This window comes from Acinetobacter sp. 1130196 (assembly GCF_000588095.1).
GTDB lineage: Bacteria > Pseudomonadota > Gammaproteobacteria > Pseudomonadales > Moraxellaceae > Acinetobacter > Acinetobacter nosocomialis.
In genome coordinates, this window is sequence record NZ_JFWX01000016.1 from 23,091 (window position 1) to 42,497 (window position 19,407).

General features: G+C 36.2%; 18 protein-coding genes. 5 read left to right on the forward strand and 13 right to left on the reverse strand.

From position 1 onward, the window contains the following. Positions 1 to 4 precede the first annotated feature (4 nt). The 3 genes from J671_RS13905 (at position 5) to J671_RS13915 (ending at position 4,636) form a co-directional block, all read left to right on the forward strand. On the forward strand, positions 5 to 2,563 hold the full coding sequence (locus tag J671_RS13905) for a fimbria/pilus outer membrane usher protein (protein ID WP_004887210.1): 2,559 nt from the start codon (positions 5 to 7) through the stop codon (positions 2,561 to 2,563). Beyond that, positions 2,560 to 3,570: a fimbrial protein gene (locus tag J671_RS13910; RefSeq protein WP_002049906.1), complete on the forward strand. Its 1,011-nt coding sequence runs from the start codon at positions 2,560 to 2,562 to the stop codon at positions 3,568 to 3,570. Before J671_RS13905 ends, J671_RS13910 begins: the two co-directional genes overlap by 4 nt. Positions 3,571 to 3,679: 109 nt before the next feature. Beyond that, the gene (locus tag J671_RS13915) at positions 3,680 to 4,636 is read left to right on the forward strand and encodes a DUF4882 domain-containing protein (protein WP_004887213.1); all 957 of its coding nucleotides are present in this window, start codon (positions 3,680 to 3,682) and stop codon (positions 4,634 to 4,636) included. Positions 4,637 to 4,691: 55 nt separating this feature from the next. Here the strand turns inward: J671_RS13915 and J671_RS13920 are convergent, their stop codons facing one another. Both J671_RS13920 and J671_RS13925 read right to left on the reverse strand, forming a co-directional pair. Then, a complete protein-coding gene (locus J671_RS13920; protein ID WP_004887215.1) occupies positions 4,692 to 5,801 on the reverse strand; it encodes an S-(hydroxymethyl)glutathione dehydrogenase/class III alcohol dehydrogenase in 1,110 nt (369 codons plus the stop codon). 228 nt (positions 5,802 to 6,029) lie between these two features. Continuing rightward, positions 6,030 to 7,901 (reverse strand): hypothetical protein, encoded by a 1,872-nt coding sequence (locus tag J671_RS13925; RefSeq protein WP_004887218.1) that lies wholly within the window; start codon positions 7,899 to 7,901, stop codon positions 6,030 to 6,032. A 183-nt stretch (positions 7,902 to 8,084) separates the two neighbouring features. On the opposite strand from J671_RS13925, the gene J671_RS13930 reads away from it, so the two are divergent. Further along, a complete protein-coding gene (locus J671_RS13930) occupies positions 8,085 to 9,248 on the forward strand; it encodes a catalase family protein (protein ID WP_004887221.1) in 1,164 nt (387 codons plus the stop codon). Between the two features lie 99 nt (positions 9,249 to 9,347). Here J671_RS13930 and J671_RS13935 read toward each other — a convergent pair whose 3' ends face one another. Together J671_RS13935 and J671_RS13940 are read right to left on the reverse strand one after the other, a co-directional pair. Next, the gene (locus J671_RS13935) at positions 9,348 to 9,707 is read right to left on the reverse strand and encodes a hypothetical protein (protein WP_004887222.1); all 360 of its coding nucleotides are present in this window, start codon (positions 9,705 to 9,707) and stop codon (positions 9,348 to 9,350) included. 728 nt (positions 9,708 to 10,435) lie between these two features. Beyond that, entirely contained in the window at positions 10,436 to 10,903 is a 468-nt protein-coding gene (locus J671_RS13940; protein WP_006580909.1) for a hypothetical protein, read from the reverse strand. A gap of 436 nt (positions 10,904 to 11,339) precedes the next feature. On the opposite strand from J671_RS13940, the gene J671_RS13945 reads away from it, so the two are divergent. Then, the gene (locus tag J671_RS13945) at positions 11,340 to 12,899 is read left to right on the forward strand and encodes a phospholipase D family protein (RefSeq protein WP_002084057.1); all 1,560 of its coding nucleotides are present in this window, start codon (positions 11,340 to 11,342) and stop codon (positions 12,897 to 12,899) included. Between the two features lie 9 nt (positions 12,900 to 12,908). Here J671_RS13945 and J671_RS13950 read toward each other — a convergent pair whose 3' ends face one another. From J671_RS13950 to pqqA, 9 genes are all read right to left on the reverse strand, one after another. Then, a complete protein-coding gene (locus tag J671_RS13950; RefSeq protein ID WP_000582748.1) occupies positions 12,909 to 13,496 on the reverse strand; it encodes a uracil-DNA glycosylase family protein in 588 nt (195 codons plus the stop codon). Between the two features lie 162 nt (positions 13,497 to 13,658). After that, entirely contained in the window at positions 13,659 to 13,895 is a 237-nt protein-coding gene (locus J671_RS13955; protein ID WP_000044007.1) for a hypothetical protein, read from the reverse strand. 252 nt (positions 13,896 to 14,147) lie between these two features. Continuing rightward, on the reverse strand, positions 14,148 to 14,324 hold the full coding sequence (locus J671_RS25120; RefSeq protein ID WP_000920232.1) for a hypothetical protein: 177 nt from the start codon (positions 14,322 to 14,324) through the stop codon (positions 14,148 to 14,150). Positions 14,325 to 14,903: 579 nt separating this feature from the next. Continuing rightward, positions 14,904 to 15,956, reverse strand: a complete 1,053-nt coding sequence (locus tag J671_RS13965; protein WP_004887232.1) for a dipeptidase — start codon at positions 15,954 to 15,956, stop codon at positions 14,904 to 14,906. Positions 15,957 to 15,972: 16 nt separating this feature from the next. Further along, entirely contained in the window at positions 15,973 to 17,127 is a 1,155-nt protein-coding gene (pqqE, locus tag J671_RS13970; protein ID WP_004887235.1) for a pyrroloquinoline quinone biosynthesis protein PqqE, read from the reverse strand. Beyond that, entirely contained in the window at positions 17,124 to 17,408 is a 285-nt protein-coding gene (gene pqqD, locus J671_RS13975) for a pyrroloquinoline quinone biosynthesis peptide chaperone PqqD (protein ID WP_004887236.1), read from the reverse strand. The genes pqqE and pqqD overlap by 4 nt, the downstream gene beginning before the upstream one ends. Further along, complete coding sequence (pqqC, locus tag J671_RS13980) at positions 17,405 to 18,163, reverse strand: pyrroloquinoline-quinone synthase PqqC (protein WP_000195110.1); 759 nt, start codon at positions 18,161 to 18,163, stop codon at positions 17,405 to 17,407. Before pqqC ends, pqqD begins: the two co-directional genes overlap by 4 nt. Positions 18,164 to 18,171: 8 nt before the next feature. Next, positions 18,172 to 19,083, reverse strand: a complete 912-nt coding sequence (gene pqqB / locus J671_RS13985) for a pyrroloquinoline quinone biosynthesis protein PqqB (protein WP_004887239.1) — start codon at positions 19,081 to 19,083, stop codon at positions 18,172 to 18,174. 75 nt (positions 19,084 to 19,158) lie between these two features. Next, on the reverse strand, positions 19,159 to 19,233 hold the full coding sequence (gene pqqA, locus J671_RS0104550) for a pyrroloquinoline quinone precursor peptide PqqA (protein ID WP_001982218.1): 75 nt from the start codon (positions 19,231 to 19,233) through the stop codon (positions 19,159 to 19,161). Between the last annotated feature and the right edge of the window lie 174 nt (positions 19,234 to 19,407).

Genomic DNA, 19,407 nt, shown 5'->3' on the forward strand with positions numbered 1-19,407 from the left:
AGCTATGCCAAAAAAACGGCAAGAATCTTATAAATTATTAAAACGCCATATTTGTTATTACTTGGCTTCCGGTGTTGTTACCATGACAATGCCTGTATTCGTGCACGCTGAAGAAACAGCTGCGAGTGCTCCTGTCGAAGCTGAGTTTGATTCTGCTTTCTTAATTGGCGATGCAAAAAAAGTTGATATTTCTCGCTTTAAATATGGCAACCCTGTTTTACCTGGCGAATATAACGTTGACGTATATGTAAATGGTCAATGGTTTGGTAAACGTCGTATGGTGTTTAAGGCGGTAGACCCAACACAAAATGCGGTCACTTGCTTTACAGGAATGAATCTTCTTGAATACGGCGTAAAACAAGAGGTTTTGTCTAAGCATGCTCCCCTTCAAAAAGAAAATAATAGTTGCTACAAAATAGAAGAATGGGTTGAAAATGCATTTTACGAGTTTGATAACTCTCGTTTACGTGTCGATATTTCAATCCCTCAAGTCGCATTACAAAAAAATGCGCAAGGTTATGTCGATCCGAGCGTATGGGATCGCGGTATTAATGCAGGCTTTTTATCTTATAACGGTAGTGCTTATAAAACGTTCACTCAATCGAATGATAGAAGTGAAACCTCAAATGCGTTTATGGGTATCACAGCCGGACTAAATTTAGGTGGTTGGCAGCTACGTCACAATGGTCAGTGGCAATGGCAAGATACACCTGCTGAAAATCAATCTAAGTCAAGTTACGAAGAAACAAGTACTTATTTACAGCGAGCATTCCCGAAATATCGTGGTGTTTTAACACTTGGTGATAGTTTTACAAACGGCGAAGTATTTGACTCTTATGGCTATCGTGGTATTGATTTCTCAAGTGACGATCGAATGCTGCCGAATAGTATGCTTGGTTATGCCCCACGTATTCGTGGTAATGCTAAAACTAATGCAAAAATTGAAGTACGTCAGCAAGGCCAACTTATCTATCAAACAACGGTAGCACCGGGTAACTTCGAAATTAATGACCTGTACCCTACTGGATTTGGTGGCGAGATTGAAGTTACCGTTATTGAGGCGAATGGGGAAATACAAAAATTTTCTGTGCCTTATGCATCTGTTGTTCAGATGTTACGTCCGGGTGTAAACCGTTACTCACTCACTGTAGGTCAATTCCGTGATCGTGATATTGATCTTAATCCTTGGGTGGTTCAGGGTAAATATCAACAAGGTATTAATAACTATTTAACGGGTTATACCGGAATTCAGGCTTCTGAAAATTATACAGCTTTATTGCTGGGTGCTGCTTTTGCAACACCTATTGGTGCTGTTGCATTTGACGTTACGCATTCTGAGGCGGACTTTGAAAAACAAGCTTCGCAGTCTGGTCAAAGTTTCCGTTTAAGCTACAGTAAATTAATTTCACCAACCAATACGAACTTAACACTTGCAGCTTATCGTTATTCAACAGAAAACTTCTATAAATTGCGTGATGCCCTTCTTATTCGTGATTTAGAAGAAAAAGGTATCAATACTTACGCTGCGGGTCGCCAACGTAGTGAATTCCAGATTACCTTGAACCAAGGACTCCCTGAGGGTTGGGGTAACTTCTATATGGTAGGTTCATGGGTCGATTATTGGAACCGTAGTGAAACAACTAAACAGTATCAGATTGGTTATAGCAATAATTACCATGGCTTAACTTATGGTTTGTCTGCGATCAATCGTAAAGTTGAATACGGCGCAAGTAACCAATCACGTGATACTGAATACTTAATGACATTGTCTTTCCCAATGAACTTCAAGAAGAACTCAGTTAATGTCAACATTACTGCATCTGAAGATAGTCGTACAGTGGGTGCAAGTGGAATGGTGGGTGATCGCTTTAGTTATGGTGCTTCTATGTCGCATCAGGACTATGCAAACCCAACATTTAACGTAAATGGTCGTTATCGTACTAACTATACAACTGTTGGCGGTTCTTATAGTGTGGCTGATTCTTATCAACAAGCTATGGTGAGCTTAAGCGGTAGTATCGTTGCTCACTCAAAAGGTGTGTTATTTGGACCTGAACAAGGTCAAACAATGGTACTTGTACATGCACCTGATGCAGCTGGCGCAAAAGTAAGTAATACCGTTGGTCTAAGCATTAATAAAGCAGGTTATGCCGTAGTTCCATATGTTACTCCATACCGTCTTAATGACATTACCCTTGACCCTCAAGAAATGTCTAGCAAAGTAGAACTTGAAGAAACAAGTCAACGTATTGCACCGTTTGCTGGTGCAATTGCTAAAGTAGATTTTGCGACTAAGACAGGTTATGCAGTTTATATTAATAGTAAGACTGCAGATGGCAACAGCTTACCTTTTGCAGCACAAGTCTTTAATCAAAAAGACGAAGCTGTAGGTATTGTTGCACAAGGTAGTATGATTTACTTACGTACCCCACTTGCTCAAGATCGTCTGTATGTAAAATGGGGAGACGAAAGCAATGAGCGTTGTTCGGTTGAGTACAATGTTGGTAATCAGTTGCAAAACAAGCAACAAAGCGTGGTAATGACGGAGGCTGTCTGCAAATGAAAAGAATATTATTAACGGGTGCTCTATTTACCGCGGGCTTAGGTGTGTATGGTGAAGCTAATGCTGCATGCTATATAGTCAATTATGAAGCAAATGATGTTCTTATGGCGGTGGGACGTGTTGTCGTACGTCCTAGTGATCAAGTAGGTGCGATTTTAAGAAAAGCGACTTTTCCTATTACCCGGACTAGAACACAAGCAAATAATTGTGATAGCCGCGATGTTGCCGTTGCGGAATTAACACAGGCTTATCCGTTAAGCTCCTTAGGCAATAGCATCTATACAACCAATATTCCTGGTATTGGTATTCGCCTATACCGTGAAGCAGATAATAATACCAATTTTTCTGGTTATTACCCTTATCAACGTGGTGGAATCTCAGGTAATCGTTACTTAGCAGATGGCTATTTTGTTGTGGAAATAATTAAAATTGCCTCACAAACAGGTTCTGGGACTTTAGTTCCTGGTAGATATAGTAGTTATTATATCCGTGGTTTTCCAGATAAGCCTTTCTTAACAAGTACTGTTAATGCCAATGCGATTACCATTGCATCTTCTTCATGTGAAATTCAAGGTAATATCAATAAAGTTGTACAACTACCAACAGTTACTAAAGCTGGCTTTAAAGGTGTTGGTTCAACTCAAGGTGAACAAACTTTTGATATGAACATCCTATGTAATGGTGGTATTAACCCTACTGGCTATGAAGAGAAAAATCTTATTAGTTTGACCTATGACTTTACTCAAGATGGTACAAACAATCAGGTTTTAGCGAATACAGCTGCAGCTTCTGAAAAAGCAAACGGTGTAGGCGTTCAGTTACTTTGGAATTATCAAAATAAAAATCAGGTTATCAAAAAAGGTGACAAGCTGGCTTTAGGTACATTGTCTTCTAACCAGACACTTCAATATAACGTACCGATGACTGCCCGCTACTATCAAACAGCAACGAATGTTACACCGGGTAAAGTTCGTGCTATGGCAACTGTAACTATTGAATATGATTAATCATATTCAATAGTTTTTAAATTTAACAATATCAAATATTTAAGAATTAATAATAACTTTTTCTTTATCCATACTTTCTAAGAATTTACTTAACTTTATAGGAACATCTATGAAAAAAATAGGCATAGTTGCTGTTAGTGCAATTACCTTATGCTGGGCCATGTATGAGGTATCATCTGATAATACCAATACAGCATTACGTAATGAATCTAACCAAAAAGTCGCATCTAAAAGAATTTCATCAACTACAAAGAATGAAAAATTGGCATCTCAACCCCTTTTGACTCAAATGAATTCCCCTAATTCTTCTACCCCAATCTGCCAATATCATTTTGATGCAACTCAAGAAGATTATGACCTATGGAATAATGAACATCCTGATTATTTTCCTATGAAAATATTTCCAATAATAAGTGGGCAAAAATTTAGCCTTAAAGTAGATCCTATACTAGAAAATGAATATGGCAATATAGATTATATAGCGAGAAGTAAAGCAGGTCTCAACTCGACTAATGATATTGGCGATTTCTCTATACCTAATAAGGGCATTATTGCCTTTGAAATGGAACTAAAAATTCCAACTGTAGCCGTTGGTAACTCTTCTTATATCTCTAATATTGATTTTACTGGCGTAACAAATAATGGATATACCGTTAGATCAAACTACGGGTTTCATACAGGGACTTATGACCCAGATTTTGGCGAGAATCCTCCAACTTTAAATTACTCTTTAGCATATCGAGTTAGTGATAATAGCGGACCTGATCATCCTTACTTCAAAAGTCAAAATATGACAAATAATATGAATGGATACCAACGCTTGGGTATATATATTAATCAGAACACGAAGCAAGTAGGCTTTATTTTAAATGGAGTTGATCAGGGGTATCAATCTAATTTGCCAGCTCCGCTTGCGAATATACGTTTTTCTATTATGAATGGTATAGCAATATATTCTGAACAATTATTTGGACAAGAGTTATCTAGTGAACTTATAACTGATCGAGATGATCTTCAATTTATTTACCCACCAGATACAACTGATATTTGTGGTAATACCATTTAAAATATAAAACTATGAAGCGTAAAAAAGGGCTAAATCATAGCCCTTTTTATTTCCTTTAAAAATGAATGACAGTACGAATTGATTTACCTTCATGCATTAAATCAAAAGCAGTATTAATGTCTTGTAAAGGCATGGTATGAGTAACAAAAGGTTCAAGTTGAATATCACCTTTCATAGCATCTTCGACCATTTTAGGAAGTTGTGAGCGCCCTTTCACACCACCAAATGCTGTACCCAACCATTTACGGCCAGTAACTAACTGGAACGGACGAGTTGAAATTTCTTGGCCTGCACCCGCTACACCAATAATGACAGATTGTCCCCAACCACGATGTGCACACTCTAGAGCTGAGCGCATAACATTGACGTTTCCAATACATTCAAATGAATGATCTACGCCCCAGCCTGTCATTTCTACAATGACTTGCTGAATAGGTTGGTCATAATCTTTAGGATTTAAGAAATCTGTAGCGCCAAACTGTTTTGCCAGCTCAAATTTATCTGGATTTGTATCTACGACAATAATGCGCCCTGCTTTTGCTTGACGTGCTCCTTGTACAACGGCTAAACCGATACCACCTAAGCCAAATACAGCAACAGAGTCGCCCTCTTGTACTTTCGCTGTGTTATGCACGGCACCAATACCTGTAGTTACCCCACAACCTAATAAACATACTTGCTCGTGATTCGCCTCAGGATTAATCTTAGCTAAAGATACTTCGGCTACTACCGTATATTCACTAAAGGTTGAACAGCCCATGTAGTGGTAAATTGGTTCGCCCTTATATGAAAAACGTGTAGTACCATCTGGCATAACGCCTTTACCTTGAGTTGCACGTACAGCAACACAAAGATTGGTTTTTCCAGATTTACAAAATAAGCATTCTTTACATTCTGCCGTATAAAGCGGAATAACATGATCACCCGGCTGAACGCTTGTTACCCCCTCACCAACTTCAATTACTACCCCCGCGCCTTCATGACCTAAGATTGCCGGGAAAACACCTTCCGGATCATCGCCAGATAAGGTAAATGCATCGGTGTGACATACTCCAGTATGGGTAATCTTGATTAAAACCTCTCCCGCTTTGGGTGGTGCAACATCAATTTCAACAATTTCTAAAGGTTTTCCTGGAGCAAAGGCGACAGCTGCACGAGATTTCATCTTTGGGTTTCCTTTATATCATTCGGTATTTATAGTCGAGCAAAATAGATAATGTAATGCTAATACAAGAGCTTAATTTTGCTTAAATCAAAATTGGCTTTCATAGCAATCCATTACAGCATAGCCAGTCACATACGTCTAAGCAAGCCTACATTTAAAAAACGAGAAAACCCCTTACTTGAAGAGGTTTCTTATCAAATCATTATCTTGTAACCAGCTTATTTTTACTTATAGGTAAATATCCGGTGGGTATGGCGTGTTATCACTAATAGGTGTATAGAGCGTATTTTCAACAAAGAAGCCATTTGGAGCTTGAGTAGTATCGATTGTAATCGAGTCAAACATAACTTGTGGATATGCCCAGATAAATTGCTTCATAAGCCCTAGAGATACATTATTTTGCATATCTCCAAAAATACGTTGCCAGATAGGTGTTCGATATGGTTTGTTTTTGTCGAATCCATAGATATAAGCAATAGATGCATCTGGTACAAACCCTGATAAATAAGCAACTTTACTGGCAGGATAGCCTAAATCTTGAGTTGGTATTTGTGAAACAGCTTGATGGGCTAAATCTAATTTCGCTTCTAAAAGCCAATCATAGGCTTCAGTCATAATGTAATCAAAATGAGGGTATGAATAATGCTCACTTGGATAATTAATATAAGTTGCTAGGGTTTGTATTGGTGAGCGAATAGATGGGAAAAAGATTAATGGGCACACTTGGGCATTTGCATATTTTGTTTTAATTGCTGTTCTAATATCTTGGCAGGTCTGCCCTAACTTATTTCTTAACCATGTTTTAAATTCATCATACGGCGTTCCTGTTTTATTCATCGCCTCATAAATTGTTCCTAAGTCTGGTGCATATAAACCTGTATCTGCATTAAAAGCTAACTTGGTTGGATAGTCATAGACACATGGTAAGTTCGTATCTGTGTTATACCACCACCAAGGCTCACCAATTTGCATGTTGACATCACACCCACCCGTCACCATGGTATCTGCAAACTCAATAAAAACTTTATGTAAATATGCCAAAGCATTTTGATCACTTAAACTGAAGAAATAACTTGGTGGCTGGTAGCCTGTTTTACCCAAATTACTATTCCAGTCTCGCTGTGCCCAAAATTCATTTGCGCCTAGCGAGTACATTTCAAAACTTACCCCAAAAACGGGTTGCATATTTGCATTATGCAGAGCTTGGGCATATTTCTCATGCCATTTACGGGTACATGGGTTAATAACATCCTGTCCTGTAACGAGTGTGTCAGGAATCTGGAATCTATTAATATCACTTCTCCAGATTATTTCAGGATAATGTGACATACCACAGTAATGATTAATGAAACCGTGATAACCCAAAGCAGCCATGTTATCTACTATACGCTGCGGGTTCAGGTCGTAATGATCGTCATAGCTGGTACATAAGCCATAGTTATGCTGTGGTACAACCACTCGGCTTAGATTTAGTTTTGCATTTGCACCTGTCACGACTGAATTAGTAATGCGAATATAACCATCTTCAGCCTGACTTAAGGGCAATGATGAGTGTGGGTTATAACTACTTGTAAAAGCCGAAAATGTAATTTGCTGAATATTGGTAACTGGAAAACTGTCTGTAGCTGAAAAACCTGCTTTGACCGTATCCCAGTTGATATGAATATGGGCAGACCTTGAAGATGGAGTATTTGCATAGTTGAACAAGACGATATATGCAATTTTATCTACTCCATTGTCGTTATAATAAACCGTTAAAGTTGGAGTTAGCGACTCATTATTTAGAACTGGCATAGATGGTGATAGTTCAATATCAAAGTCCCATACCACACCTGAATAGCTATATTTAGTTTCATAAGCTAAAAATTTATGGTCTTTAGAGTCGTAAGAGTCCCAACTAATACCAGCCAAGTCTGTAGTCATGCGTGAGCGGAAAGACGCCTCAAAACCGTTGCCATAATTGGTAATCGCAAAAGACATGGTTTGTGGACCATCTATTCTCCAATAAGTTGGGTTGAACCTATCAATAAGTATATTTTGAGTAATGGGTTGAGGTGAAACAGTCGAATTATTTTGTACATTTTCTGAATTATTTATCATGTCATATTGCTCTTAATAGTTTTAAGAAGCTTTATATTAAATAATAATTTTATTTATATTGTTCAGATAAGTAACAATTTAGTCTAATCTATTAACAGTAGATAATGGTTGGAATCATTAAAATAATGTAAAGCTAACATATTATTTTAATTCTAAAGTGGACTTTGCAATAAGGAGCAATGAATGCCAAACTTTTCTCATTTAAGCCACTTTAGACTACTCGTTATTTTTACTCCAGTTCTTTCATTATTAAGTGGCTGTAGTGATCCAATATTTTATAAAAATACTAAAGCTTCTGCTATTTCTACTTCTACCTATACAACTAATTATCCAATCCCTGATGAATATTTAAATGAAAAGCTCCAACCAAATGAAAAAAAACTGGCTCAAGAAATCTCTACCGTTATTGAAGAATCAATACGTAAAGAGTATGCACCTGGTAAAGCCTTAAGAGATGCACATCCTAAAGCACATGGATGTGTGCGTGCCGAGTTCCATGTACTTAAAAATATTCCAACTCAACTTGCAAAAGGTATATTTGTTCCTGATAAGAGCTATCAAGCCTGGATTCGATTTTCGAATGCATCTAACGATGCATCTCAAGCAGACATTGAAAAAGATGCTCGCGGCATAGCCATAAAAGTCTTAGGCGTACCGGGTCAGAAAATTTTAGAAAGTGAAAAAGAAGCGACAACTCAAGATTTTATTATGATCAATCATCCTGTCTTTTTCGTAAATGATGGGCAAAGATATCTTTCTTTTATGCAGGATGTTAACAGCAAAAGTACTCTCAGAAAGCTTCATATTCCGTTTGCTTTAGGGCTTAAAGGAACAATCAATGCTTTAGGAGCGCATAATTCTAAAATTTCTAATCCATTATATGTACGTTACTGGTCTATGGTGCCCTATCAATTAGGATTAGATAATGACCGTCAAGCTGTTAAGTACTCCGTAAGAAATTGTTCTAAGGTGTCTACATCTCTACCTGACCATCCAAACCATAATTTTTTAAGAGCTGCACTACAAGATACGCTGCAAAAACAAGACGCTTGTATGGAGTTTCTTATACAGCCAAGAACTTCAACCCAAATGCAAGTTGAAGATGCAATGACAGAATGGAAAGAAGCAGAAGCACCTTTTTATCAGGTTGCAACTATTCGTATTCCAAAGCAAAGCTTTGATACACCGGAACAGAATCAATTTTGTGAAAATCTCTCCTTTACGCCGTGGCATGCTTTACCTGAGCACAAACCTTTAGGTGCAATAAACAGATTACGTAAAATTATTTATGAAAATATAAGTAAAGTGAGACACGATATGAACTCGGCCCCTCGACAAGAGCCTTAAAAATGAGTTCGTCATACTTTACATATAAAAGAACTACCGATAAAAAAGATAGTTCTATATCAATGGACCTTTAAAAAAATGGCTATACTAAGCTAAAGCCTATAGATCAATTTTCTCAACAATAGAGTGTAGGATGGCTAACTTCTTTTTTATTGAATAATCTCCTTTACTTGTGTCGATAGTGATTCGATCAATGAAATCTGCTAACCAAAAAATAAAGTCTTCTTCACTTTTATAGATGGGAATCAAGCTAATATCTAACTTGAAAGGTAACTCATCCTGAAGATTAAGAAGTGTGCCTCCGAAATCAAAAAAATTATATAAAAACTTTAATTCTGTACCATTAATTGCTTTTTTGATTTCCATAATTAAATTATTTAGGTTTTTTAGATGATTATTGGTATGTTCTTTTTTTATATTTTTTGAAATTTTTTCTGCTAATAGTAAATATTTTGGCATTTCTATCTCCTTATTAATTTATTGTAAAATATAAGTATAAGATTAAAGTTATAAATTTAAGTTTTTAGTTTTTATTGAAGTGTTATTTGTTTTTTAAATTTAATATAAATTTATGTAAATTGAAACCTTTTATAATTTAAAAATGTGATCTAATTTGAATTATATTCTGAGTAAATTAATAGGTTTTTTATTATTCATAAATAAGCCCAATACTTTTAAATTATTGGGCTTATTTTGTTAATATGCTTAAAATCACTTTCTTTAATCTTAAGTCATTTTATGGGAACTCTTCACTTTATGAATTTTCCCACATTTTCTACATTCTCTTATCTCATCATGAGAAATATCAAAATCATATTCCCAGATGTGCATGCAGAAAAACTGTCTAAAATTATGGAGCATAGACACCTCCTTTAAAAAACTAACAAACATGAAAGTTCTTTATAGATTCAGAATACATCTAGACTAAATTGTCTACAAGGAAGCAATTTAACTCTCTTTTAAAATTTCTATATCTCCTTAAATCATGAAGATAATAAAAAGCTAACATTGATTTCTGTATCCATTTTTATAGCGAACAAGTGAGTTATGTTCATAGTGAAAACTTATGTGAAGACATCAACATAACAAGGAATTTTGCTAATTCCATAAAAAAACCGCCCCAGAAGGCGGTCGCTGAATTTTGACAGCGATATAGAAGTGTGGTGGAAACACTTCTATTCTTTAAATTATTTTTCTTCTTTTATAATTTTCATGAAGGGCTCTGATTTAAAGTAATTAATGATAAGTTCCCCCTCATCATGTCTCTGTACTTCTACTGGCTGAGTATGACCACTATCAAATTCACAGTTAAATTTAAAGTCTGGTGGAATAAATTTTGAAATAGGAGGAAGATGAGTCTCCCCACCTGTCGTCATTCTTTCTATAAATCCCGCTAACCATAAAATATATTCGTCTTTATTTTTATGGCTTGGCATTAGGCTAATATCAATCTTAACGGCGCATTCATCCAGTGGCTTTGTTAAACATTCTTCAAAGTCAATAAAGTTATATTTAAGCTTAAATTTTGTACCTTTAATCTCTTTACGGATTACGCCTATCAAGTTATTCAAATGTTCAGTCGGAGTATCAGAAAAAAGATTATTTTCTTCAATTTTTTTATATACCTTTTCAGCAATCATTAAATATTGTGGCATTTCCTATCTCCTTCCTTCTACCTTCCATTGTTTGGTAGGTTGCTTATGCAGCTTTTTAAGGAAGTATGATAGAAATCATGTGTTTTAATGTAGTAGTTAGTGTCCTCATTGTAAGTAATGTGAACTTGTGAAATTAGGGCGCATGTTAAAACACAACTTATAAAAATAAGGAGTAATATGTCACAGTTTTATAAGTGAAATTCATAAATTATCGAAATAATTTCTTGCAGTAAAATACAGCTCACACAATCAAAATGATTATTTAACACGCCGCTAGTAAAATTTTAATCTCTACTAATACATTGTTTTCATTATATTTTAATTTTATAGTTTTTTAGAGTACAACAAAATCATACAGTTATTGAGGTTTTTGACATATAAATTGAATATAAGAATGCTCTGATAGATCTAACTTGGATGCAAATTAAATGCTTACATGATCAATCAGCTATATGAGCAGTATAGTACTATGGCCTTAAGTGCTTGGGGTTTTACTGATTTACCTTCTTATACAGATACATACGATCCTAATGAGAAAGATATAGTGATAAAGACAAATAATTGGTTGAATGATGAGGCAGCAGAAGAAAAAACACGTCAGGGTCTTACCGCTTTTGTAGCCCTCGATGATGCATTTATGAGTATCGCTTCACGTATTTATTTAATTAGAAATGCCAAAGAAACCATAGATCTACAATATTACATTTGGACTAATGATTTTGTGGGTAATCTGATCTTGCATGAATTACTGAAGGCGGCAGATCGAGGCATAAAAGTCAGACTGTTAATTGATGATCAAAACGGTATAAAACTCGATGGCATATTAAGAAGCCTTTTACAGCATTCCAATTTTGAAATTAGGTTATTTAATCCTTATAAATTTAGATATTTAAGAATATTCGACTATATTTTTCGCTTCAAAAAAGTGAATCACCGTATGCATAACAAGCTCATAATTGCAGATGCTTCAATTGCAGTAACCGGTGGTAGGAATATCAGTAGTGAATATTTTGAAGCAAGCAGTAAGTTTCAATTTACAGATTTAGATATTTTGTTTTATGGAGATGCTGTACGGCATGCCCAAGCTGTATTTGCTGACTTTTGGGAAAGTACCTTAAGTGTAGACGCGACTAAAGTGATTGGTACTTGTGCTGAGCATCATTTAAAAGCACTAAGAGAGCATTACGAACAATTACACCATGAAAACCATAGTCTGACTGAAGATAAACTTTATGATGCTCAGTCTTATCTAAAAGAGCTTTTAGAGCACAACCCTATACAATGGTCTAAAGCACACTTTGTAGCAGACTCTCCCAAGAAAATTTTAGGTACCGCAGCTGAACATGAAATGCTGTATGGGCAAGTCATGTCTATTATGGGTAAACCCAAGCAGCACTTAGAATTAGCTTCTGCTTATTTTGTACCCACTCAACAAGGTACGTATTATTTGAAACAACTGCGAGTTGAAGGAATTAAAGTTCGTGCTTTAACTAACTCTTTTGCTGCGAATGATGTTGCGATCGTACATGCTTTTTATAGTCAATACCGTGTAGAAATGCTTAAAAATGGTATTGAGCTTTATGAGTTTAAACCTGTTTTAGAACGGCGACGTAGAACTTGGTACGAAATCGTAACGGGTAGCGTTATACCGGCAAAAGGTAAAAATAAATCAAGTTTGCATGCGAAATTTTTTGATGTAGATGGCAAAGTATTTATTGGTTCTTTTAATTTTGACCCTCGCTCTACTTATTTAAATACCGAAGTAGGTTTAGTCATTGAATCTAGCCAATTACAAACTCAGATTTCCGTTATGTTAGATCAACATTTACCTCAAGTGGCCTATCAGTTAAAACTAAATAGCCAAGGTGAAATTACTTGGCTAGATTACCAGTCGAATGGGCAAGTCATTGAATACGATAAAGACCCGGGAACCAGCCGTTTTCAACGAACAATGATTAAAGCTGTTTCTTACCTGCCTATTGAGTGGATGATGTAAGTTTGAATATTACAAGAAACCTATTTCATTAAAGAATTTTTGATAGGCTTCTGCTTTCTTCTCAAGCGCTAGTGGATATGCTCTAGAAGATGACGGTAACCGATATAAATGAATATTGCGGTCGGCAAAATAAGTTGTTGTCGATGTTCCAATTAAAGGTTTTTCAGTGTTCTCAGGTAAAACTGAAATTAAGGTATCAGTTGCTTTGTCCCCTGTAGTCATAATAGTTTGGCATAAAGGGATTTTTTGAAGCAAAGCCGCCAAGTCTGTGGGTGTGACAATTTCCAGAAATTTGTCGGAAGCATTACCTTTGAGGCGTTTAATTTGATAAGCCGTATCGAAAATGGCAATACCTGTTTCAGTTAAGAAGTTTCGGATACGTTCTTCATTAAATGTTTTCTGATTTTCGCTTAAAAAATAGGTCTTGTCTTGGAAAAAGATTAAGCCAAAAATTCTCCACATGTCATTTTGAAAGTTTGGATAATAAAAGTCCATCTTCCATTTATTACGAGGAGGTGGGAAACTCCCTAGCATTAATAAACGGGCATTTTCAGGTAAAAATGGTTGTAGTGGATGGGTTTCTATCTCAATTATCATAAAAAATCAGTATTTACTTCAAAAATTATAAGTAACTTAACGCATTTTTAGGTTAATCACGAGTCAAGAAATGCAAATTCACTTAATTAAATGATTGAGGCGAAACATTTTGTTGTTTCGCCTCAATCATTTCGTTTATATGCATGTTAGTAACCAAACTGCTTAAGAGTTTAAAATTTTAAAGACTTTACCTGTTCTTGGATGGGCAAAGGTATTGTCTTGATCTAAATTGATAACTTTGTCTGAAATGACAATCTTCGAAAGTGGTAACCAGTTTTGCTCTACTTCGGTTGAAGCTAAATTTTTTTCCAACGCATTTTCAAAAATTTGCTCTACCACAATTTCCATACCACACATACTTTTTGCATTAACTTCTTTTAAAATATGACGTTTAGACATTTTAGTCTCCATTTTTTATTCTTAACGTTAAAGATAATAAAGGGAGTTTTGCTACAACATGTAAAATTTAGCATTTGAAGTGTTTTTTTTGTTTTAAACATATTTATTTAATAATTAAATGAATAGTGAAATAATTATTTAAAATAAAAATTAATATTAGATGAACTTGTAAAAAAGTTTATTATTTTAAATAAATTTAATTTATAGAAAATAATATTTAAAGGGCCCACGTATGAACCCCTTTATTTACTTTTAAACCTGTACAGCATTATCTAGAGAACTATCATCTTTGTTTTTATTATTATCTTTACTAATCAATGTGTCAGTATCGCTATCGGTACTAAAACTCTTACTATTTTTTTGCTTCTTCTTGTATACGCACATGCCAATGGCAATACCTGTTCCTAGTACTAAAATTGATTTTAACATTTTGCACCTCTTCAGTTGACGGAGAAACTTTTGAGAAATTAACTTAAATTAATAGCACATTATTTGTTATTTAAGGGCTTTGATTTGAGTCGCTTTTGTAAGGTATTTAATTTTTATGTTAATTGAAGAGTATAGTAGTTTCAAAAATAAATTTTGATACAAAGCAAAAAGCCTATTCTAAAAATGGAATAGGCTTTTTACTGTATTTCAGGATTAAGCAGTATTATTAATTGCTTTAAGCAATCTTATTTATCTTTAAATACAGTTCCAATGTATTTAATGCTGAACTTTTAGTCAAGATGGGAAAGGGACCATTTGCAATTAATTGGTCATTCTTGTGATGAAATTCTCATTTTTAAAATAAGCAATAAAAAACGCCCATTTCTACTTCTCAAAAAGAAATGGGCGCATGTGAAAACCACTAAAGACCTGAAATACCAAATGTTCTTACATTCAGTAATATTGATTCTAATTAATTTACCGAATGGTTGACAATTAAACCATTTGTACTTTTTTTAGTCATTTCGGCCAATAAAAAATGCAAAATAATTCGCTATTTTCAATATGTTTAGCAATAAATTATTTATCTAGAATGCGATTGAGTACGGTTAACCAGTTAGAAAAACAAATTTTTTCTATACTTTCATTGGAATAATGTCGCTTTTGCATTGCTTCAATAAGTAGGTGTAGTCCCCTTACATCTTCAATTTCATCGCTAATAAGTGCTCCATCAAAGTCGGAACCAAAACCGACATAATCTTCTCCCATTTGATCTATTAAATATTCAAGATGCTCTAAAAGTACATCAATAGATGTGTTGGCATCGCGCTGCCCGTCTTTACGTAAAAATGCAACGTCAAAATTTACCCCGACTATGCCTTTAGAGTCCCTGATCGCCCTAAGTTGGTCATCTGTTAGATTTCTGGCTTGTGGACATAAGGCATGTACATTCGAATGGGTCGCGACTATGGGCTGTTGAAGAATGTTAGCGGTATCCCAAAAAGCTCGTTCATTCATATGGGAAACATCAATCACCATTTTTTTATCAGTACAGCGTTTTATAAATGCTTTCCCCTCGTGTGTAAGGCCGGCTCCCGTATCTGGTGAATGGGGAAACTTAGCATTTAAACCATGTCCAAAACGACTGGGTCTATTCCAAAGCGGCCCAATGCTACGAAGCCCTGCATCATAAAATACATCGAGTAAATCTGGATTGTGCTGTAGTGCTTCGGCGCCTTCCATATGCAATACAATGGCTAACTTTTGTTTTGCTAAACAGTGCTGAATATGCTGAACAGTTGTGCAAATTTGAATATCGTTAGAATACTCGGCAAGTTGTTTTGCTAAATCGAGTTGTGCCAGACAAATTTGCTCAATTTGCTGTTGGGTAAAGTCAGACGCGTTTTGGTCAAATAGTTTGTTGGGATGATGCTGCTTAACATAATGAAAAGGCGGCAAGAAAATAGCAAACATCCCACCGACAAAACCCGCTTCTTGACAGCGTTTTAAATCGAGATGCCCTGCTAAACGTTCCTGAATAAAAGCCTGAGCAGGATTGCTATGATCACTTAACCACAAACGGGTTAATATATCATTATGGCCATCAAAAACAGGCAATATGCCATGGTTCATATCGGTTTTCTCATAGCTAATCATCTACAATATTTTGAACCGGAATGTTTTGTTGAACCGTAAATTGCTTTGAATTTTTAGTGTTACGGAATACCAGTTTTTCTAGAGTTGCATCGAATTCGCTCTCGGCACGTGCCTGTTCAATGAGCTGATGATACGGCGATTTACTACAAACAGGATCTGCATTACTTGCATCGCCTGTTAACATATAAGCTTGACAACGACAGCCACCAAAGTCGCGGTCTTTATCTGGACAACTACGGCATCCTGCTGGCATCCATGCATCACCACGGAAGTGGTTAAAACCGGTAGACTCATACCAGATTTTTGATAGGCTTTGTTCACGAACATTTGGGAAAGAAATCGGTAATTGTCTTGCTGCGTGACAAGGCAGAGCCATACCATCTGGAGCAACTGTAAAGAAAATTTTACCCCAGCCATTCATACAGGCTTTTGGTCTTTCTTCATAATAATCAGGCACTACAAAAATAAGTTTGCAAGGATGATTTTGCGCTTTTAACTTTTCCCGATATTCATTGGTAATACGTTCAGCACGTATGAGTTGTTCTTGTGTCGGTAATAAACCCTGACGGTTTAAAAATGCCCAACCATAAAACTGACAAATTGCTAGTTCGACTGTATCTGCATTGAGTTCAAGGCAAAGCTCAATAATTTTATCGATCTGGTCAATGTTATGCCGATGAATTACAAAATTGAGGACCATCGGATAATCATATTTCTTAACAAGTCGGCACATTTCATACTTTTGTTCAAAAGCATGTTTCGACCCAGCTAAAGCATCATTAACGACCGGATCACTCGCTTGAAAGCTGATTTGAATATGGTCTAGGCCAGCTTGCTTTAAATGCGAAATACGCTGTTCGGTAAGTCCCATGCCTGAGGTAATCAGGTTGGTGTAGAAGCCTAGTTGGTGTGCATGCGCCACAAGCTGTTCCAGATCTTGACGCACCAAAGGTTCGCCACCGGAAAAACCGAGTTGTACTGCCCCCATTTGACGCGCTTGATCAAAAACATCAAACCACTCTTGTGTGGTCAGTTCATTTTTATGCTGCGCGTAGTCTAAAGGGTTTGAGCAATATGGACATTGTAGCGGGCAACGATAAGTTAACTCCGCTAATAACCATAAAGGTAGGCCAACACCTTCTGTCATACTAAATCAATCCAGTGTTGTTGCTGGGCAACTAACATGTAATCAATAACATCGTTGTCAATTTCGGCTATATCGCCAAATTGTTGCTTGAGCTGGAAAATAATGGCAGAGACATTATTTTTCCCATCAATATACTGTCCAATGGCCCCTGCACTTTCATTTAATTTAATCATGCCTTCAGGATATAAAATGACAAAACTATTTTGAGCAGGCTCAAATTGAAAGCGATAACCTTGTCGCCATGTAGGCACAAGATTTACATCAAATTGTTCTTTATTCATTTAAATAGTCCTTTGTGCCATACCCGTTCTTGAGTCACGCTATGATATGGTGCTTCATTGTGTACGTATGCCAGTGTTAAGGCATCTAAAATGCTCCATAAAATATCCAGTTTAAACTGCAATATTTCCAGCATTCTTTGTTGTTGCTCATGAGTGGTAAATGAATCAAGCGTAATTGTTAAACCATGTTCAACATCACGGCGTGCTTGACTTAAACGAGAGCGGAAATATTCATAGCCCTTGTCATCAATCCAAGGGTAATGTTGTGGCCATGATTCAAGGCGAGATTGATGAATCTGCGGTGCAAATAATTCAGTTAAAGAGCTGCTTGCGGCTTCACGCCATGATGCACGACGTGCAAAATTTACATAGGCATCTACAGCAAAGCGAACACCCGGCAAAACCAATTCTTCGGAAATCACTTGTTCACGACTCAAACCTACAGCTTCGGCTAATCGTAACCATGCTTCTCGTCCACCACCGTCAGGATATTCACCATCTTGGTCAATCATGCGCTGAATCCATTCCTGACGTACGCGTTGGTCTGGGCAATTTGCCATGATCGCGGCATCTTTGAGTGGAATATTGATTTGATAATAATAGCGATTTGCAACCCAAGCCTGAATTTGTTGTTGAGTGGCTTTACCTTCATACATCATCACATGAAATGGATGATAGATATGATAATACTGACCTTTATCAATAATGGCCTGTTTAAATTGTTCGGTTGTTAAAGCTTCAGGTGTTTGAGTCATGTTTCACCTTAGAGTTCGATCTGCATGCCATCATAGGCAACTTCTACACCATGTGCTTTTAGTTCAGCAAATTGAGCAGAGTCTTCATTTAAAATCGGATTGGTATTGTTAATATGAATCAGCACTTTTTTGGGTGTATTGAGTTGGTTCAAATAAGACAGTGAACCGCCTTCCCCACTAATATATAAATGTCCCATTTCACGGCCAGTTTTTTTACCTACACCCGTTTGCTGCATTTCATCATCGGTCCAGAGTGTGCCATCAATCATGACGCAGTCAGAATTTTGCATAATCTGCATGATTTGATCATCAATCTTTCCAAGCCCTGGTGCATAAAACAACTGTTTTTGTGTTTTACGATCTTTGATGATTAAGGCAATATTGTCGCCCTCATGCGGGTCATGGCGATGTGGTGAATATGGCGGTGCCGCGCTTTGAATAATTAAAGGTAAAAATTCTAAATTTTCAAAACCATCAATTTTAAAAGCTTGTTTAGGATTAATTTCATTGTATTGAAGACCGCCATTCCAGTGCTTCAACATATTAAAGACTGGAAAACCTGTGGTCAGGTCTTGATAGACCATTTCTGTACACCACACATTCATTGGACAGCCTTCACGTAAAGTTAACAGTCCAGTGGTATGGTCAAGTTGGCTATCCATCAAAATAACGTTGGTAATGCCCGTGTCACGTAATTTACGTGCAGGTTGAGCTGTTTTAAAGTCAAATAATTGCTGACGGATATCTGGTGATGCGTTTAATAAAATCCAGTCTACGCCGTTTTCTGAAACCGCAATTGAAGATTGAGTTCGTACTTTGGCATTAATTTTACCTGTACGAACACCATGACAATTAGGACAATTACAGTTCCACTGAGGGAAGCCGCCTCCAGCCGCTGAACCTAAAATATAAATATACATAAAATTAATATCTTATTAGAAAGACATAAGCCCTAGAACAAAACTAGGGCTTATGTCAGATTTGAATAGAAATAATTAACGTGCTTCAAAGTACATTGTTACTTCAAAACCAATACGTAAATCAGTGAAAGCTGGTTTTGTCCATTGCATAAATTTTTCTCCAGTCAGGATTAATCTTGCGAAATGAATCACTTGATTAAATCTTATAAAGCAATTAAAAATTTATTCTAATTAAAAATGCCACGTTTGTAGATAAGGTTGATACAAGATATTGTTCGATAATTGTGTTTTTTGTCCAAATTTTAATAACTCCTTATCAATCAA

Excerpts from the sequence above, each read along its gene's own strand:
- J671_RS13905 (WP_004887210.1), top strand. The coding sequence starts at position 5 with ATGCCAAAAAAACGGCAAGAATCTTATAAATTATTAAAACGCCATATT.
- J671_RS13910 (WP_002049906.1), top strand. The coding sequence starts at position 2,560 with ATGAAAAGAATATTATTAACGGGTGCTCTATTTACCGCGGGCTTAGGT.
- J671_RS13915 (WP_004887213.1), top strand. The coding sequence starts at position 3,680 with ATGAAAAAAATAGGCATAGTTGCTGTTAGTGCAATTACCTTATGCTGG.
- J671_RS13920 (WP_004887215.1), bottom strand. The coding sequence starts at position 5,801 with ATGAAATCTCGTGCAGCTGTCGCCTTTGCTCCAGGAAAACCTTTAGAA.
- J671_RS13925 (WP_004887218.1), bottom strand. The coding sequence starts at position 7,901 with ATGATAAATAATTCAGAAAATGTACAAAATAATTCGACTGTTTCACCT.
- J671_RS13930 (WP_004887221.1), top strand. The coding sequence starts at position 8,085 with ATGCCAAACTTTTCTCATTTAAGCCACTTTAGACTACTCGTTATTTTT.
- J671_RS13935 (WP_004887222.1), bottom strand. The coding sequence starts at position 9,707 with ATGCCAAAATATTTACTATTAGCAGAAAAAATTTCAAAAAATATAAAA.
- J671_RS13940 (WP_006580909.1), bottom strand. The coding sequence starts at position 10,903 with ATGCCACAATATTTAATGATTGCTGAAAAGGTATATAAAAAAATTGAA.
- J671_RS13945 (WP_002084057.1), top strand. The coding sequence starts at position 11,340 with ATGATCAATCAGCTATATGAGCAGTATAGTACTATGGCCTTAAGTGCT.
- J671_RS13950 (WP_000582748.1), bottom strand. The coding sequence starts at position 13,496 with ATGATAATTGAGATAGAAACCCATCCACTACAACCATTTTTACCTGAA.
- J671_RS13955 (WP_000044007.1), bottom strand. The coding sequence starts at position 13,895 with ATGTCTAAACGTCATATTTTAAAAGAAGTTAATGCAAAAAGTATGTGT.
- J671_RS25120 (WP_000920232.1), bottom strand. The coding sequence starts at position 14,324 with ATGTTAAAATCAATTTTAGTACTAGGAACAGGTATTGCCATTGGCATG.
- J671_RS13965 (WP_004887232.1), bottom strand. The coding sequence starts at position 15,956 with ATGAACCATGGCATATTGCCTGTTTTTGATGGCCATAATGATATATTA.
- pqqE (WP_004887235.1), bottom strand. The coding sequence starts at position 17,127 with ATGACAGAAGGTGTTGGCCTACCTTTATGGTTATTAGCGGAGTTAACT.
- pqqD (WP_004887236.1), bottom strand. The coding sequence starts at position 17,408 with ATGAATAAAGAACAATTTGATGTAAATCTTGTGCCTACATGGCGACAA.
- pqqC (WP_000195110.1), bottom strand. The coding sequence starts at position 18,163 with ATGACTCAAACACCTGAAGCTTTAACAACCGAACAATTTAAACAGGCC.
- pqqB (WP_004887239.1), bottom strand. The coding sequence starts at position 19,083 with ATGTATATTTATATTTTAGGTTCAGCGGCTGGAGGCGGCTTCCCTCAG.